Source organism: Prevotella sp. AGR2160 (assembly GCF_000424185.1).
Classification (GTDB): domain Bacteria; phylum Bacteroidota; class Bacteroidia; order Bacteroidales; family Bacteroidaceae; genus Prevotella.
The window spans coordinates 58,967-72,918 of sequence record NZ_AUJK01000010.1; the positions used below are offsets into that span (position 1 = coordinate 58,967).

Here is a 13,952-nt window from a genome sequence, read left to right on the forward strand (position 1 = left end):
GACATAAGCGGATAGGCCGACCGACTGGCGGGACTATCCGCTTTTTCAATAACGAAGAGAACGAGTGGACGGAAAAGATATTCGGGAGGCTGACACTGGCGATTCAGTGGCAGACTCCCGAATGCAAATTATCAATCAATATTCCAATATGCAAGTGGGTCACCATCAAAGATTGTGTCAATGTCATCGTCGCTATACCCCATTTCGTCTTGGGCATAGGAGCCGCTATAACGTTCGTATGTAGGCTCTTCTACATTTTCACGCCAGCCATCTTCTTCTTCATAATCTTCCAAATCCTCTGGTTCTCCAATATGATTTGCAAAACTCGAGGTGACGATAAACATTGGAAACAACTCACGAATCTGCTTCAACGTTTCCTTACTTATAGTAAATTCTGGAATATTGTTTATACACCAGTAGATATATGAATCGTCTTCGGATAATACATTCCACAAAGACTCCCCTCTATGCTTGCCAAAACGAAACACAGAGGCAATGTCGATAAAGTAGTATGAGTCATTCTTCCTCATTTTCGGGTAGCACTCTTATGGTGTCATCGGATGTCAAAACTGCATAACTAGGAGTTCCTGTTACCTTGTTCATATAGGAGCAAAGGCAAAGGAAGTTGTTGGAAATCGAAATCATGTTACCCAAACCATGAGATAGTTCCCATTCCCCTTCACGTCCGGTGTAATTGTATGATCCATCTTCATTCTTGCTAAACAGATCTTTTTTATCCCATTTCTTATATATCATCTTTAATAGCTGGTTGCCATTAAATGGTTGTTTGAAATGGGCATACTGAAGAATACAGGACGGAATCTCATCTAAGATTGGGTCAATGTAGAGTTTCCCATCTATTCTGTATTGCTTTCCCGTAGCTTTCGTTATAGTCCTAAAATACGGATATGCAGGAGTGTCCTTAGAAAACTTTACAAGATTTGGTGCCACATATAAGTGACCGTTTAGATCAACTGAATTTAAAGCCAACTGAATCGTATAGTAATCGGTGTAGGGAATAAAACCTATCAGAGACATTTCCTCTAATAGTGACTTTGAACGCACACGTCCTTCTGCCTGTTGCATTCCTGTTTCGTTCAACAAGTTAAACAAACTGGATTTATGTATATGCGAGTGTACCATATATTTTTGTTCTATAAAGATTGTTGTTGATAGCTGTCTAGGCGGATTGCCCCTTTTTTTATATTTGAAAGCAAATCACTATATATTATGATTAACATATTGTTTATCGCTTGTCCACCTGGAAACATGGCAAAAATATTCTGAGATTTACAGGCTTGTAATAGTCCCTCTATCCTTTCAGCAGCACCAACTTGAAACATTCGGTATTGCAACATGTCCTCTCCTTCTTCCGCTATGCTGTAAATCCATCCGTTTTCGTATTTATATTTCTCCCATGTAAAATAGATTCCGTAAATTAATGTCTTTACAACTTCGTAATATTGTATTGCATAATCAAGCCTTCCATCATTTTGAGCCTGATCCCACATCAACGAACGGAAGTTCCGTAACGCCTTTACTGTCTTTTGCAAATCCAGTGCCGTAAATGGAGCTGCGTCTTTAACTTGTTCCATATTTGTTGCTAAGTAGTTGTTATAAGTTATTTGAATAAAGTTCAATATCCTTTCGGAGTTTTTCACAAATCTTATTAAAAACGATCTTACCCAATTCTGCTTTTCTGTCTAGCGATGTATTGCGTAATTGACTACAATTGTCAATGACATGGTTCCTTACGTTTTCAAAAGCGCGCTTTTCGTCTGTATTGACAAACTCATTGCTGACATTCGCTTTGTCAATAATGCCATTATAAAGATAATATGCCGTGAAAAGCATCTTAGTATTTGTAGCCATAGGCATGTCATTGGGTAATCCATCATTAAGCATCCCAAATATACTATATGGATTGGCATGCTCATTCTGACACGATTGTTCCACCTTATTCAATAAGTGATTTTGGTCTCGTATCAAAAGCATCATTAATCTCGCTGATGCCTCATCATGAACATTGGTTCTGTCTGTTTTTAAGGCTTGCGAAAAGCACATGAAAGCATTTTCAGCTCTGACCTCCTGAATATCTTCGTCGGGTTCTTGGAAGCCAAGACATACTTGGAAAATTTTTCCAATTAATAGAGGGTTGTCCAAGTTCAAGATTTCACTTGGATTGTGAACAAAATAATTGTAAATAGCTCCACCGTATTGTTCTAAGCCAGAATAGTCCTGAGTTCCAAAAGCTGTCCATGCCATTAGGGCATTAAAACTTAACTGATTATTCATCTTTTTAATAACATCTGCCCTCCAGCCACCAAAAGGGTCTTTAATTGTTATGAAGCGTGGAGCTGATTTACCACGTCTTCTAATGGAGGCTGTGAGAAGTGCCCTTGTAATGTAGATGCAGTAACCAGTCCACGCTATACGCGCGAACCGTTATCACTGTCCTTGCATTACAATAGAAGTTTCTCACATTTCCATTAGCAAGTCGAGCATAACGCTTCGTTATTTCAATATGTCCGTGTCTCTTATGAAACACTGTGCAAAGATAGTGAAAATTTGGCAGAATTGAAGCGACTTAGTGAAAAAACTTATGAAAATCTTGCGTAATTCAAATAATGCTCGGTGCCCCAGAAACAGCCTCCGGCAAGATATATCTCCTTCAAATTCTCTTTTTCCATATTTATCCGTTTTATGTTTTCTTTATATTAGAAATCGTTGTTGACTATTTCCTTTCCGAAAGGTGCCAATGTCAACCACATCAGTCTGAAGTGCATCTTGCCCCAAGGAATGCCGACAATGGTGATGCATAGGAGCAAACCAAAGCCAAGATGAGTCAAGGCAATCCAAAAACCACCAACGAAGAACCAAAGAATGTTCATGAACAAACTGAGACATCCTGTATCCTGCGGCTGGTCAACAACATGTGAGCCAAATGGCCACAGTGCAAGAATACCCAGCCGCATGGTGGCAATGCCGAATGGTATGCCGATGATGGTGATCATCAGCAGGAGTGATAATGCTTTTGCTTGCAAAGATAATGAAAATCACTGAAAGCAAAGAATTGACACCATCAATTTAGGCAGTCAAACAAATTAGTAGGATTAAAAGGTTCGAGTCCTTGGTGACACCGGGGGTTCGAATCCTTGTTGGTACCGGGGGTTCGAATCCTTATTGGGTATCGGGGGAGATCTTTGTTGGTAACGGGGGGTCGAATCCTTTCGGTAGTAGAACCCCCTCAAAGATGGTCGAAAGTAGATGGCGATTTACCACCACTTGTTTTGGATAGAACTATCTTCGAAAAAGAACCCTCTCACCTATACTGGTAATGCTTAGGATAACAGGAAGATAGAGATGAAGCGAAAATATTTATGGACGAAATTAAGACGAAATAAGGACGAAAAATCAGATTAATTTCTTGTCTATATCAAAAGAATAACTTAAATTTGCAGCCAAAAGAAGTGTTCTGCTACGTTACGCTACAATAAGATACATTAAAGATACAATATATATTGTATATAATATGTTGATTATCAGCGGAGATACAATAGCTACACAATTCGAGGACAATTTAGTTCGTGCGGATTCCTGAAAGCGATGTTATCTTTATGTATGCAGTTCATGATATTGATGTTTAAACGGGCTCGTGAATATGCGATGAGCATGGTAGGGACTCCGGAATAATGCCATTTGTAAGGTATAGTGAGATGGATGTCTTCGTTTTCGGGCTCGATGGAGGGACAAACTGGGGGCCAGATAGTCCGAGAGGAGGTCTCCAAAACGTTAATAAAATAAAACATAATTCTATAACCCCGCTGAGTATCAGCTATTTGAGGTGCTTCGTCCACGGACGCTTATTGGACAGAAACAGGCAAAAATCAGCTTTATTGCTGATAAAACAACATTGATTATCAACGAGTTATGAGGGATGGTAGTTCACCTTTGTATCCCTCTCTCTCCGCTGAAAAGACTTTACAAAATAAGTAAGTCAACTCACAAAATTAGCTAAGTGCCGTAAAATCAACGATTTGCGGCACTTTTTTCGTGTCTTGCTTTTCGTAGTGACCACTTAAAAAACCTCTGAATGGTCTCGAAATGGTCATATTTCGGCTACACATACGGTACACGAAAACGCAAAAAACAAAAAGTGTAGCCAAAGACCCGATACTGACCCTCTACAGACCCGACACAGACCCCATAGAAACCATTGTCTATCAGTCGATTATGTTTAACTTTGCAGCCGATGAATTTCTCGGTGAGCGAAATTATAACTTCGGTTTTGTGTAGCCAGACGGCTTCAAACCGGGTTGTATTCGACCGGGAGCATTGTTGCACTAAATTTATGTAAAGCGTATGAGACGTATCTTTAAGGTTAGTTTCTACATTCGTGGAAATCATGTGAACAAGGATGGCACATGTGCCGTCATGATCCGGCTCTCTCTGGACGGTGAGCGCATCTCAGCAGGAACGACAGGGATCAGTATCAAACCAGAGCTGTGGGATGGTCAGCGTCAACAACTCAAAGGTCGTAACACAGAGGTGGTACAGACCAATAAGAAGCTTGGCGGAATCCGTGATGAGCTTTTGGCTATCGCCGAGAAACTGGAATTCGAGGGAACACTTGCACTTGACCGTGTAAAGGCAGTCTTCCTGGGAGTGGACGAAGAGTACGACACCATCGGAAAGCTCTTGGATAAATACATCAAGAATGTAAAGGAGCAGGTGGGCGTGTGTCTGAGCAAAACTTCCCTAAGCAAATACGAGCTGTGCAAGAAGCGCTTCACGCAGATGCTTGAGAAGAAGTATCACTGCAAGGACATGTCCCTCAAGGAACTTAACCCCGTCGTGGTCCAGGACTACAAGAACTTTCTGATGACGGATGTCAACATGTGTAACAACACAGCCGTGAAGACCATGAAGACCTTCCGTACCGTAATCTTGTATGGCATCAAATTAGGTGTTATCCACAAGGACCCCTTCGTGGGCGTTCACTTCCACATGGAAAAGGTGGACCGTGGCTTCCTCACGGACGAAGAGATTTCCGCCATTATGACCAAGCACTTCGACCTTCCGCGTCTTGAGCTTGTACGCGACCTGTTCATCTTCTCCTGCTTCACAGGTCTCGCCTACATCGATGTCAAGGCTCTCACATACGATAAAATCATGAGACTTGCTGATGTGGACTGGATCATATCCAAGCGTGTCAAGACCGTGACCCCCATCAACGTCGTGCTTTCTGATGGTGCAAAGCGCATCATTGAGAAGTACAAGGACTACCCCAAGAAGAAAAAGGGACATGTGTTCCCTGTATTCTCTAATCAGAAGACCAATCAGTATCTGAAGGAGATTGCTACAGCCTGTGGCATCGACAAGGAGCTGACCTTCCACATGGCCCGCCATACCTTTGCTACACTGACGCTGAGCAAGGGAGTGCCCATTGAGAGCGTTTCCCGTATGCTCGGTCACACGAACATTCGGACCACTCAAATCTACGCGAAAATTACCAATAAAAAGATAGAGCATGATATGGCTCTGTTCTTTAAGGACAATACTATACGCGACTTTGACAAGGAGTCAATAAATATGACATCAAAGGATGTCGAGGAGCCCAAGGCCAATGGTAAGAATAAAGATGCTGAGCGGTCTGCGGCCAGAGCTTGACATCTTTTCGTCTGACGTTCGTCCTTTAGGATAAATAAAAGACTCTTGAAGTGGTTGCTGCTTCAAGGGTCTTTTTTTTATAGATGTAGTAATCAACGACTTGAAATGCGTAACAAAAAAGAGTTGACATTTCATGTAGCCAAAGTGTAGCCAGCGTGTGGCCGTAGTGTAGCCAAGACAGCAACATATAATATATAGATTATGGTAGGCCGTTTAGCCATTTGTCAATTTCATTTTCTAATCAGGTTGCCAGAATAAGCACAAAGATTAGTGTAGCCAAAATGTAGCCGAGGTATTTTTAGTATGTAGCCGACGTATTTCTTTTTCTATTCCTAACCAGGTTGCTGGTATAAGCAAAGGATTAGTGTAGCTAAAATGTAGCCGAGGCATTTTTAATGTGTAGCCGAAGTAAAGTTTGCAAACGTTGCTTATCTAATATAAGTCTGATTTTATCAATCACTTACACACTTTTAAAGATTAATGAACCTTGGTACACGGACGTTTTATTCTCATATGAGATGGTTCCTGTCAGCCGGTTGTCTAACGATAATGTTCTATGGATTGTGTGCCGTCAATGCAGACGAAGCACGGCAAACCGGGCGCAGCCGCTTGCCGCCAGCGAAGGTGAAATTGACAGGCACTTAATCCTAAGAACAGATAATCCAACCTCCCTCCCCTGCCGCCGTATGTCCCATCCCGGCGGTTAAAGCGGTGCCTTAGAAGGCATGGCTTTAAGGGTTCGTTGTTTGTCCCGCATGAAATGATTTTTCCACCAAAAGCTACCAACAAAAAGCCCTTTTACTTTAATTATTTCCTTTCTGAAACGAAAATATAGAATAAAATGGCTAAATTTGTGGCCATAACTTACAATCACGCCATTATGAGTTATGACGAAATAGAGAAAAAGCCATACCACTTCACGTTGGAGCGTATAGACCCCGACAACGAGAACGTACCCGAAGCCGTTATCCCCGAGGACAAATGTCTCTACTTTCAGCCGGAGGAGATGCTTGAGCTTCGCAATTTCTACAAGCGGGAAGGCCGCGACGCACCTTTCGAGTCTTTGCAGGACTATGCCCCTGACTCCTATGATGAAGACTGGTGGGCTCTCCTTGATTATCTCTACAGCTGTACAGCCATTGACATGATAGTGGCGGAAACGGCAGCCGCCCCCGACCCTGTAATAAATAGAGACGTATTGGTTGCCCGTCTGCTGCATGAACTTCCCTACAGTCTTGATGACTATGACATCATTGCCCCGCAAGAACTCATCGACGATGTCCTTGACGACAATTTTACGGACTGGGTTGGTATAAGGAATCGGATAGACTTAGATAACGCCCTCGCCGATGCTGACTTTTATGATTTTGAAAACAAATAGTCGTGCAGCACTGGTGTGAGGCTATTAAGATTGGCTGCCCTCTTTGTAAAGTATATCCGCGAACTGCTGATGCCTCTGATACCATGCACCGGCAAAGGAGCAGACGGGCAGTATGCGGAGTCCTTTGTTGATGGCATAGTCGTTGGCAGCACTGACAAGTGTACCGCCAATGCCCATCCCCTTCTTGTAGGCATACGTGTGGTCTATCCTCATGACATTTCCCTTGTAGGAGAACTCCAGACGGCCGACAAGCTCGTCGCCGTTATAGGCCAGCACCTTGCCGCCCGTGTTCGTAGTTTCTATTTTCGTTTCCATAATTGTTGCAAAGTTACAATATTTATCTGATAAAACGACTCTTGTATGTTGTTCTGTTTGATGGGTTATCATAGTGATACTCCTATCGGTTGCGAAGTCCCTCTACAGCTCTGCTTCGTGTCTGACGACCAAAGAAGGAAGACGCGAAGTGGAGCAAGTAGGGATAGTGTGCAAGGTGGGTGGCGGAAGAAGTGTCGAAGTGCAACAGAGAAGCTTCTTCCGCTACTTGCCTTGCGCACTGATTACCTTCTCACTGGGCTATGCCTCACCAAGCTCAGCTCCTAATTGCACCGCAAATGGCTTCGCATAGCCATTCAGATTCCAGTTCTTTCCATCGGCCAACGTGACCTTCTTTCCATTGTCAAATTTGGCAACGACAAAATCCTTGTTGAACTCGATATAAGCCTGCGTCAGTTCGTCGTAGCCTGGATGCGGATAGATGACAGGCCGTATCTTCTTCAGAAACCTTACTTGCTCACCAGCAAGCTGGTCCATCATCCTCAGGTAGTCTATGAACTGCTGCAGAGACGTTACACTGTCCTCCTCAAAGGCCATCGAGAGAATGTCAAACTCTCCGAAGTCTCTGACTTGTATGCTGTATCCACTCTGCCGCAGCACCTCCAGTCCGTATGCGTTGATGAACATCCAGCTCACCGGGCCGGTGGTAGCATCGACATGTCCCGTCTGCCAGCCGAAGACCTCAAAGAGCCGGTCCGCGTCCTGCCCGATGGCCGCCCAGCGCTTCACTCTCCCCTTCCCACACGGGAAGACAACGATATGCACGTCCTCCTCACGCTTCGTAGCCTTGAGCAGTATATCCACGAGCTCACTGTTCCATTTCTCCACCTCCGTCCATTTTGCGGGATTGAAGCTCAGCTTCCATCTGATGAAGACATCGAGGACCTTGTCGTTGGCACCCTCCGCATAGTCGTCGAGGACAGCCAGCATGTTGTCATCGTGTGAGTAGCGTGCCATGTCCGTGAACGACAGACCGTAGTCCTTCAGCAGCTTCCGCCACTGCTTGAACTCCTCCACGCTCTTCACCGAGAGCAAGGCATCGTAAGCCTTCTTCAGCTCCTTGTAGTCGAACCGCTGCGGATTCTCGTCGTAGTAGTCCAAAATCTCGATGAACTGCTTTCTGAGCAGGTTCACCCACGTCATGTTAAGTGTTTCCATAGTAGTGTTAGATGTTTGATGGTTTGTTACATTCATAATCACAGACAGTTAACAGTTACGGTATCGGCAGCTCAAATGATTTGTACACCTGCTTGCCCTCCTTGTCGATGAAGCACCACCGCTCCGAACGGAACGGCAGCCCGTTGGCATCCACGCACTGGTAGTCGATTCTGACCTTCCATCCGCTGAACTCACCCTTCTTGTCGCCCTTCATGATGAGCGAGCGGATGTCCGCCATGCTGCGCATCTGACGCTCCGCAAGGCTGACGACATAGTGGTCCTCCGGGTTGAAACGGCTCATGTTGCCCGTGCGCTTCATGATCGTGTCCGTCACCACCTTCATCGTCCTCAGCATCCCCTTCACCTCGTCTTTGGTGAAGTAGCCCGTGCCGAAGGCCGAGTCTGGCTCCGACACCGCCAGTACCTTCAGCTGCTTGGGATAGTCCACACTCAGCTCCAGGTTCTCCTTTGCCAGTCGCTTCATCTTCTCACTTGAGTTGCCGCACGACACCATCAGCGCGACACCCATCATCAAAAACAGAATTTTCTTCATGGCAGCAGCGTTTATCGTCCATACTTAAAGTTGTAGTTGGTCACGTTGCCGAAGGCCTTGAACTTCACCTTCTTCGATGGCGGAGCGATGAACTCCTCCCCCGTCTGCGGATTACGGCATACGCGCTCCCCTCGACGCTGAATGTAGAACTTCCCGAAGTCCGGGATAAGGACCACCCCGTCCTCACGCAGAATGTCCGACACAGCACAGAGGAAGGCATCCACCGCCTTCTCCACGTCCTTGACAGAAAGACCCGACTCAAAAGCCGCCTTTCTCAGCAGTTTCTTTTTATTCATAGTACTCATGGTTAATGGTTTGAATGGTTGATAATCAGTTGTTGAATAGACAGTTGACATAGCTTAGTTAAACTTATTGTAATCCGCCACGATACGCTTGCGGTCATCAGAGAGACGCAGGTAAGCCTTCGACAGCGAGCCGCGCTCATCCGTCAGCGTCACCTCATTTTTGGTCACGCCATACTCCAGCAGCTCCCTCAGTTCATCGAGCGTCACCTCATGCCCACGGATATGCCGCCACAGCGTGAAATGGTAAGGCTCCCCGAGCTTCTCATGACTGGAACAGTTGAACGCCACCGGGCTCACCAGCACGTCCTCGCCGCATACCGGGCACTTACCGACGACAGAGCTCAGCGACATGCCATAGACCTCACTCTCCACCAGTACCGCCGAGAAGATACGCCCCTGCGAGTTGAAGCAGCCGTCAAGCACTGTCGGATGGCCGTCGAGAAACGCCTCAATCTCATGCGGCATGATGAAGCGGTGGCTGAGAATACCGTTGCAGTGCCACTTGCACGTGCCGCCCTTGTCAAGACAATGCTCGCAGAAGTACCCCTTGGAGGTGATTCTGATGCGACCGCCACAGTGTGGACAACGGTGCTCCAGGTACTTACCCTCCGGCACGACCACCATCTTGCCGTCCTGCAGCTCGATGTGTGCCATGTATTGTTTTCCCTTCTTGTCCTTGAACGTCAGCACACGGCTTCTTCCCGTGTCCTCCAACTCCTTTCTAACAGCGTCCGTAATCTGAACTCCACGGATTGATTTCTTGTTTTCCATAGTTGATTGTAAATAGTTGATAGTTAATGGTAAAATGTTGATTAAACAGTTGATAATAATACGTTGATAAATAGATGCTTATAGGCAATATCCTAAAGGACTTTATAACCCAAAGCGATATGCCTAAAGATACTTCCAGTCCATGATAAGCCCGTCCACGACGGCCTTTCCCGACATCACCGTCGCCCATCCGTCCGGGTCGAGTCCGAACCAGAGGTCGTTCCACGATAGCGTCCTGATCTGCCATGCCAGCAGCCACAAGTCCGTGTTGATGCTCTCCAGCCGCGTGACAATCTCATTGGCCACATAGTACCGCTCCGCCGAGTTCAGCAGGTTGACCTTGTGCTTCTCCGTCTTTCCGTCGCTGTTGGTAACATTGTACGAGCCGCTTGTCACCAGCTGCTTCATGAACGGATAGAGCGAGAGCATCTGCGCCGAGGCATCGACAAGCTCCTCCGAGACCATCACCGCAATGGCAGTACCCTTCAGATTACCCGGCACCGACTTGCGGAGCAACGCCATATTTTGAGGTATCTCCATACTCACGAGCTCCGCAGCACGCTTGATCTGATAGATATTCTGCATGGCACCCTGCGCATTCTGCAGATAGCCCAACATCTTATCCTCCAAATGGTGCATCCGCTCCATGGCCAGCGTGACCCCGGCTTCCGTTGCGATGATTGCCTCCTGCGTCTTCTCACGCTTCTTGAAGAGTTTTTTCAGCATTTCCGTCTGTGTGGTCACCGCCCCAGTCAGGAGCGGGTCTGTCTGCTGTGCGAAGCCGCAGACGGAACAGGACATGGCCAGCAACAGACAAAAGAATTTTCTTTTCATGGTTCTCCGGTTATTATGGCCACAGACATCACTGACGGTACGGACTTGAAAAGTCGGTGCCGGAAGTGATGCGCCGTGACCTCGTTCATACTTTCCCATATACAGAGATACTGGAATTTACATCTTAAATCCGCTCTTGCACTCGTTACGCTCCCTGAGCTCCGTCCTGATCCTCGCAAGATTCTCGTCCCGTTGGAACTTCGTCTTGAGCTGCAGGGCTTCCAAAGGCATGCCGCGTACAACATCGTTCCAGTCCTTGTAGTTCACCGGCGGCTTCATCACCTCAATGCGGTCAGAGAGCCTGACGTGCTTACCGAGTTCCTCCACCGAAGCCTTACCCACCGGCATGTCGAAGGACTTCCCCTCCATTTCCAGTCTGAGGTTGTCACCCATCTGAATGACGCTGAGCCTCTTGCCGTCAAGAAGAGCCGCCATCCGCATGCCGTAGATACGCCCCGGCAAGTCGTTGTCGAAACAGTCCACCGCCTTGGCCATGCAATAGTGGCTCATCAGTCCCGACACCTGCCCGTTGGACAGCGCGCCGCCCACAGAAACGAAAGCCGAGTGCGGAAGGTCAATCTTCGCCCGGTTCGCCTGATAGAACGACATGGCATCGTAAGCCGACTCACAGAAATAGACATGCCTGACCATCTGCGGATTGTTCAGTGCCGAGTGTATGCCCGCCGTCCACATCGCCGTCGTCGAGTTCGTCCCTGCCGCCTTGCCCTTGAACCCGCGGTCGCCCCGCAGCTCATAGCCTGCCAAGTCCGCATTGAAGTCCGGCTCACGGTACGGGAAGCCTATCATCGGCAGACCGTTCCTGTTCTTCTGGTCCGTGACGATGGCAATATGCCGTTCAAAGAGCGATACCGTCTCACGGCTGATTCCCCTGTCCTCAAAGATCCCCATGGCATAATCCATGTTCCTTGCCAGCGGCTGAGCCGTGTAACGTTTGGGATTGAACACTGGGTTCAGACTCCCCAGCCCACCACTATATCCACGGTCGTGATTGTCCACTACCGGCATGTTGGCGAAGTCCGCCAGCACCTTGCCGATGACCTCCCACTGGTTGCGTCCGAACTTGTTGAAGCGACCGAGGTTCTCACCGATGAAGTCCACCACGTCGCCCCGCTTGCCCGAATTGCGGTGGAAGTACCGCTGCCGGTCCTTCTCCTGCGGATGCGAGATGATGATGGTGTCAAGCTTCTCACCCCTGCCGTCGGGCAGAATCAGCTCGATGTACCGTCCCACGCCCGCCTGCCTGTTGAGCTTGTAGCCGAGCGAGAACGCCACGTCGTCGATGCCCACCCTCGGCTTCATTTCCTGAAAAGATACGTAAGACATAGCATAAGTAGTTAGAAGTTAGAAACAATGATTGACTTATAGTAAATGTTACCGAATTCTGCAAAATACCCACATTTTCAGTGACTTATTCACAGACACTGCAACCTATTCACAACTTAAGCCCTTTACTTTCCTTGTTCAGCTGCTTCTGCTCACGTATCTCACGCACCTCTCCGACGAACTTCCTTGCCACCGTGTCATGCAGCATCTGGTCCTTCAGCGCACCCGTCGGCATCATCTCATATCTGATACCCGTAATCTTGCTGATAGGTTTCACACCAAGGTCCTGCCCCTCGAAGGTCGCACGCACCGCATAGCCCCCGTCCATGCGCTTGAAGATGGACGCACTGTCGAACTTCGCCGAGAGCGCGATGTCATGTGGCTGCTGCCACACCTTCTTGGCAGCTTCAATCCCCTTGTCAAGTCCCACTTTGCGCTGGTTCTCTGTAAGGATAGGCGTCTCACCAAGGGCAATCTTCTGCTCGTCAATCTTCTCAAGGATCATCTTCGAGGCCTTGTTCACGTCCGCCATGACCGAGACGATGAACTTCGGCTCTTCTCTTAGCGCGTTGATCCATCCGTCCATGTAGGCCGCGTTGTTGTTGAGGATGCGCTTGTCAAACCCCAGGGCATTGCCCACCATGGCAGCCGTGAGCTCCGCCACCAGCTCCTCCTTGGCATACTTCTCGTCCCCGAACTTCGCCCCCTTGTCACGGTTCAGCCGGTTGGGGGTACCCGTGGAGTGCGTCATCTCATGGAGTGCCGAAGAATAGTACTCCATACCGTCCTTGAAAATCTCCTCCGCGTTCTTGCCGATGTTGAACTGCTCCTTCTTAGGAACGATGACGATGTCGCGTGCCGGAGAGTAGAACGCCCCGTCCACGATTCTGTCGGTCTGCACACGGCATATCCACTCCTGCCGCTCGAACATACGGTCGAGAGCCCGGTTCTCGTACATGCCTTGCGTGTCACGCAGCTGCGGACCTTTGAAGCGGTCCACGATGGCATCGTACTTTTCCTTGTTCACCTCCTCAAGGTTGGTCTGATCCACGTTGAACACGGAGAAAGCACGGAGGAACGGCCTGACCTCGCACTTCGCCTGCTCGCCACGGCTCATCTGCCTGTAGTCCGACTCGGCAACCCGCTTGCCCCGCTCGTCCTTGATATTGAGGTCCCAGTAGATGACCGGCATCGACTGCGCACCCTTCTTGATGCGGAGGTTCTCCTTCTGCGCCTGCATGAAAGTCATGTATACCGGCGTGCGGTAAGCGTTCATCGCCGTGTCCATCTGTAGGAAGAATGAGTTTGTGCCCGAGTAGTTGCGTCCGCTGAGGTTCTGCGGCATGCCGAGCATCGTACCCTTCCCGTTCGTCCATCCCTGCCGCCAGTCCGATGCCTTCATCGCCTTCATGCGGTCGATCATGAGCGAGCAGAACCTGTCTATGGCCTTGTCACCGCTGCTCTTGTAGTCCTGTCCTTTCCTTGACTTGGAATCCTTGTTTTCCATAGTGTCAGTATTGGTTAAGTTAGGTTAGTAGCCCCACAGCCCGATGATATAGCCTTCGGACTGTGGAAACCATAAGTTTTTGTTTATTAAGATAAT

Annotated in this window: 15 protein-coding genes; 2 read left to right on the plus strand and 13 right to left on the minus strand. The window is 47.8% G+C overall.

What is annotated here, in order from left to right:
- Positions 1-131: 131 nt before the first annotated feature.
- From G604_RS15550 to G604_RS13950, 5 genes are all read right to left on the minus strand, one after another.
- Positions 132-530, minus strand: a complete 399-nt coding sequence (locus tag G604_RS15550; RefSeq protein WP_028910133.1) for a hypothetical protein — start codon at positions 528-530, stop codon at positions 132-134.
- The gene (locus G604_RS0108160) at positions 517-1,086 is read right to left on the minus strand and encodes a hypothetical protein (RefSeq protein WP_028910134.1); all 570 of its coding nucleotides are present in this window, start codon (positions 1,084-1,086) and stop codon (positions 517-519) included. The genes G604_RS15550 and G604_RS0108160 overlap by 14 nt, the downstream gene beginning before the upstream one ends.
- A gap of 68 nt (positions 1,087-1,154) precedes the next feature.
- Complete coding sequence (locus G604_RS0108165) at positions 1,155-1,595, minus strand: hypothetical protein (RefSeq protein WP_028910135.1); 441 nt, start codon at positions 1,593-1,595, stop codon at positions 1,155-1,157.
- Between the two features lie 19 nt (positions 1,596-1,614).
- Positions 1,615-2,295 (minus strand): hypothetical protein, encoded by a 681-nt coding sequence (locus G604_RS0108170; RefSeq protein WP_028910136.1) that lies wholly within the window; start codon positions 2,293-2,295, stop codon positions 1,615-1,617.
- Positions 2,296-2,717: 422 nt separating this feature from the next.
- Positions 2,718-3,044: a YccF domain-containing protein gene (locus G604_RS13950; RefSeq protein WP_051220307.1), complete on the minus strand. Its 327-nt coding sequence runs from the start codon at positions 3,042-3,044 to the stop codon at positions 2,718-2,720.
- A gap of 1,318 nt (positions 3,045-4,362) precedes the next feature.
- Between G604_RS13950 and G604_RS0108185 the strand changes: the two genes are divergently transcribed.
- Both G604_RS0108185 and G604_RS0108190 read left to right on the plus strand, forming a co-directional pair.
- Positions 4,363-5,670, plus strand: a complete 1,308-nt coding sequence (locus G604_RS0108185; RefSeq protein WP_028910138.1) for a site-specific integrase — start codon at positions 4,363-4,365, stop codon at positions 5,668-5,670.
- Positions 5,671-6,550: 880 nt separating this feature from the next.
- The gene (locus tag G604_RS0108190; RefSeq protein WP_155941892.1) at positions 6,551-7,051 is read left to right on the plus strand and encodes a hypothetical protein; all 501 of its coding nucleotides are present in this window, start codon (positions 6,551-6,553) and stop codon (positions 7,049-7,051) included.
- A 24-nt stretch (positions 7,052-7,075) separates the two neighbouring features.
- Here G604_RS0108190 and G604_RS13955 read toward each other — a convergent pair whose 3' ends face one another.
- From G604_RS13955 to G604_RS0108230, 8 genes are all read right to left on the minus strand, one after another.
- Positions 7,076-7,366 carry a GNAT family N-acetyltransferase gene (locus G604_RS13955; protein ID WP_036905007.1) on the minus strand — a complete coding sequence of 97 codons (291 nt, stop codon included), beginning with the start codon at positions 7,364-7,366 and terminating at the stop codon, positions 7,076-7,078.
- A gap of 258 nt (positions 7,367-7,624) precedes the next feature.
- Positions 7,625-8,542, minus strand: a complete 918-nt coding sequence (locus G604_RS0108200) for a hypothetical protein (RefSeq protein ID WP_028910140.1) — start codon at positions 8,540-8,542, stop codon at positions 7,625-7,627.
- A 55-nt stretch (positions 8,543-8,597) separates the two neighbouring features.
- Complete coding sequence (locus G604_RS0108205) at positions 8,598-9,095, minus strand: hypothetical protein (protein WP_028910141.1); 498 nt, start codon at positions 9,093-9,095, stop codon at positions 8,598-8,600.
- 11 nt (positions 9,096-9,106) lie between these two features.
- Positions 9,107-9,391 (minus strand): HU family DNA-binding protein, encoded by a 285-nt coding sequence (locus G604_RS0108210; protein ID WP_028910142.1) that lies wholly within the window; start codon positions 9,389-9,391, stop codon positions 9,107-9,109.
- A 63-nt stretch (positions 9,392-9,454) separates the two neighbouring features.
- Positions 9,455-10,171 (minus strand): hypothetical protein, encoded by a 717-nt coding sequence (locus G604_RS0108215; RefSeq protein ID WP_028910143.1) that lies wholly within the window; start codon positions 10,169-10,171, stop codon positions 9,455-9,457.
- A 123-nt stretch (positions 10,172-10,294) separates the two neighbouring features.
- Positions 10,295-11,005, minus strand: coding sequence for a hypothetical protein (locus G604_RS0108220; protein WP_028910144.1), 711 nt, complete (start codon positions 11,003-11,005; stop codon positions 10,295-10,297).
- 117 nt (positions 11,006-11,122) lie between these two features.
- On the minus strand, positions 11,123-12,349 hold the full coding sequence (locus G604_RS0108225; protein ID WP_028910145.1) for a toprim domain-containing protein: 1,227 nt from the start codon (positions 12,347-12,349) through the stop codon (positions 11,123-11,125).
- A gap of 109 nt (positions 12,350-12,458) precedes the next feature.
- Positions 12,459-13,856, minus strand: a complete 1,398-nt coding sequence (locus tag G604_RS0108230) for an ArdC family protein (RefSeq protein WP_028910146.1) — start codon at positions 13,854-13,856, stop codon at positions 12,459-12,461.
- Positions 13,857-13,952: the final 96 nt, after the last annotated feature.

What these genes read in the sequence shown, in the direction of transcription:
- G604_RS0108170 (WP_028910136.1), bottom strand. Translation starts at nt 2,295, where the DNA reads ATGAATAATCAGTTAAGTTTTAATGCCCTAATGGCATGGACAGCTTTT.
- G604_RS0108200 (WP_028910140.1), bottom strand. Translation starts at nt 8,542, where the DNA reads ATGGAAACACTTAACATGACGTGGGTGAACCTGCTCAGAAAGCAGTTC.
- G604_RS0108210 (WP_028910142.1), bottom strand. Translation starts at nt 9,391, where the DNA reads ATGAATAAAAAGAAACTGCTGAGAAAGGCGGCTTTTGAGTCGGGTCTT.
- G604_RS13955 (WP_036905007.1), bottom strand. Translation starts at nt 7,366, where the DNA reads ATGGAAACGAAAATAGAAACTACGAACACGGGCGGCAAGGTGCTGGCC.
- G604_RS15550 (WP_028910133.1), bottom strand. Translation starts at nt 530, where the DNA reads ATGAGGAAGAATGACTCATACTACTTTATCGACATTGCCTCTGTGTTT.
- G604_RS0108225 (WP_028910145.1), bottom strand. Translation starts at nt 12,349, where the DNA reads ATGTCTTACGTATCTTTTCAGGAAATGAAGCCGAGGGTGGGCATCGAC.
- G604_RS0108230 (WP_028910146.1), bottom strand. Translation starts at nt 13,856, where the DNA reads ATGGAAAACAAGGATTCCAAGTCAAGGAAAGGACAGGACTACAAGAGC.
- G604_RS0108215 (WP_028910143.1), bottom strand. Translation starts at nt 10,171, where the DNA reads ATGGAAAACAAGAAATCAATCCGTGGAGTTCAGATTACGGACGCTGTT.
- G604_RS0108160 (WP_028910134.1), bottom strand. Translation starts at nt 1,086, where the DNA reads ATGCAACAGGCAGAAGGACGTGTGCGTTCAAAGTCACTATTAGAGGAA.
- G604_RS0108220 (WP_028910144.1), bottom strand. Translation starts at nt 11,005, where the DNA reads ATGAAAAGAAAATTCTTTTGTCTGTTGCTGGCCATGTCCTGTTCCGTC.
- G604_RS0108205 (WP_028910141.1), bottom strand. Translation starts at nt 9,095, where the DNA reads ATGAAGAAAATTCTGTTTTTGATGATGGGTGTCGCGCTGATGGTGTCG.
- G604_RS0108165 (WP_028910135.1), bottom strand. Translation starts at nt 1,595, where the DNA reads ATGGAACAAGTTAAAGACGCAGCTCCATTTACGGCACTGGATTTGCAA.
- G604_RS0108185 (WP_028910138.1), top strand. Translation starts at nt 4,363, where the DNA reads ATGAGACGTATCTTTAAGGTTAGTTTCTACATTCGTGGAAATCATGTG.
- G604_RS0108190 (WP_155941892.1), top strand. Translation starts at nt 6,551, where the DNA reads ATGAGTTATGACGAAATAGAGAAAAAGCCATACCACTTCACGTTGGAG.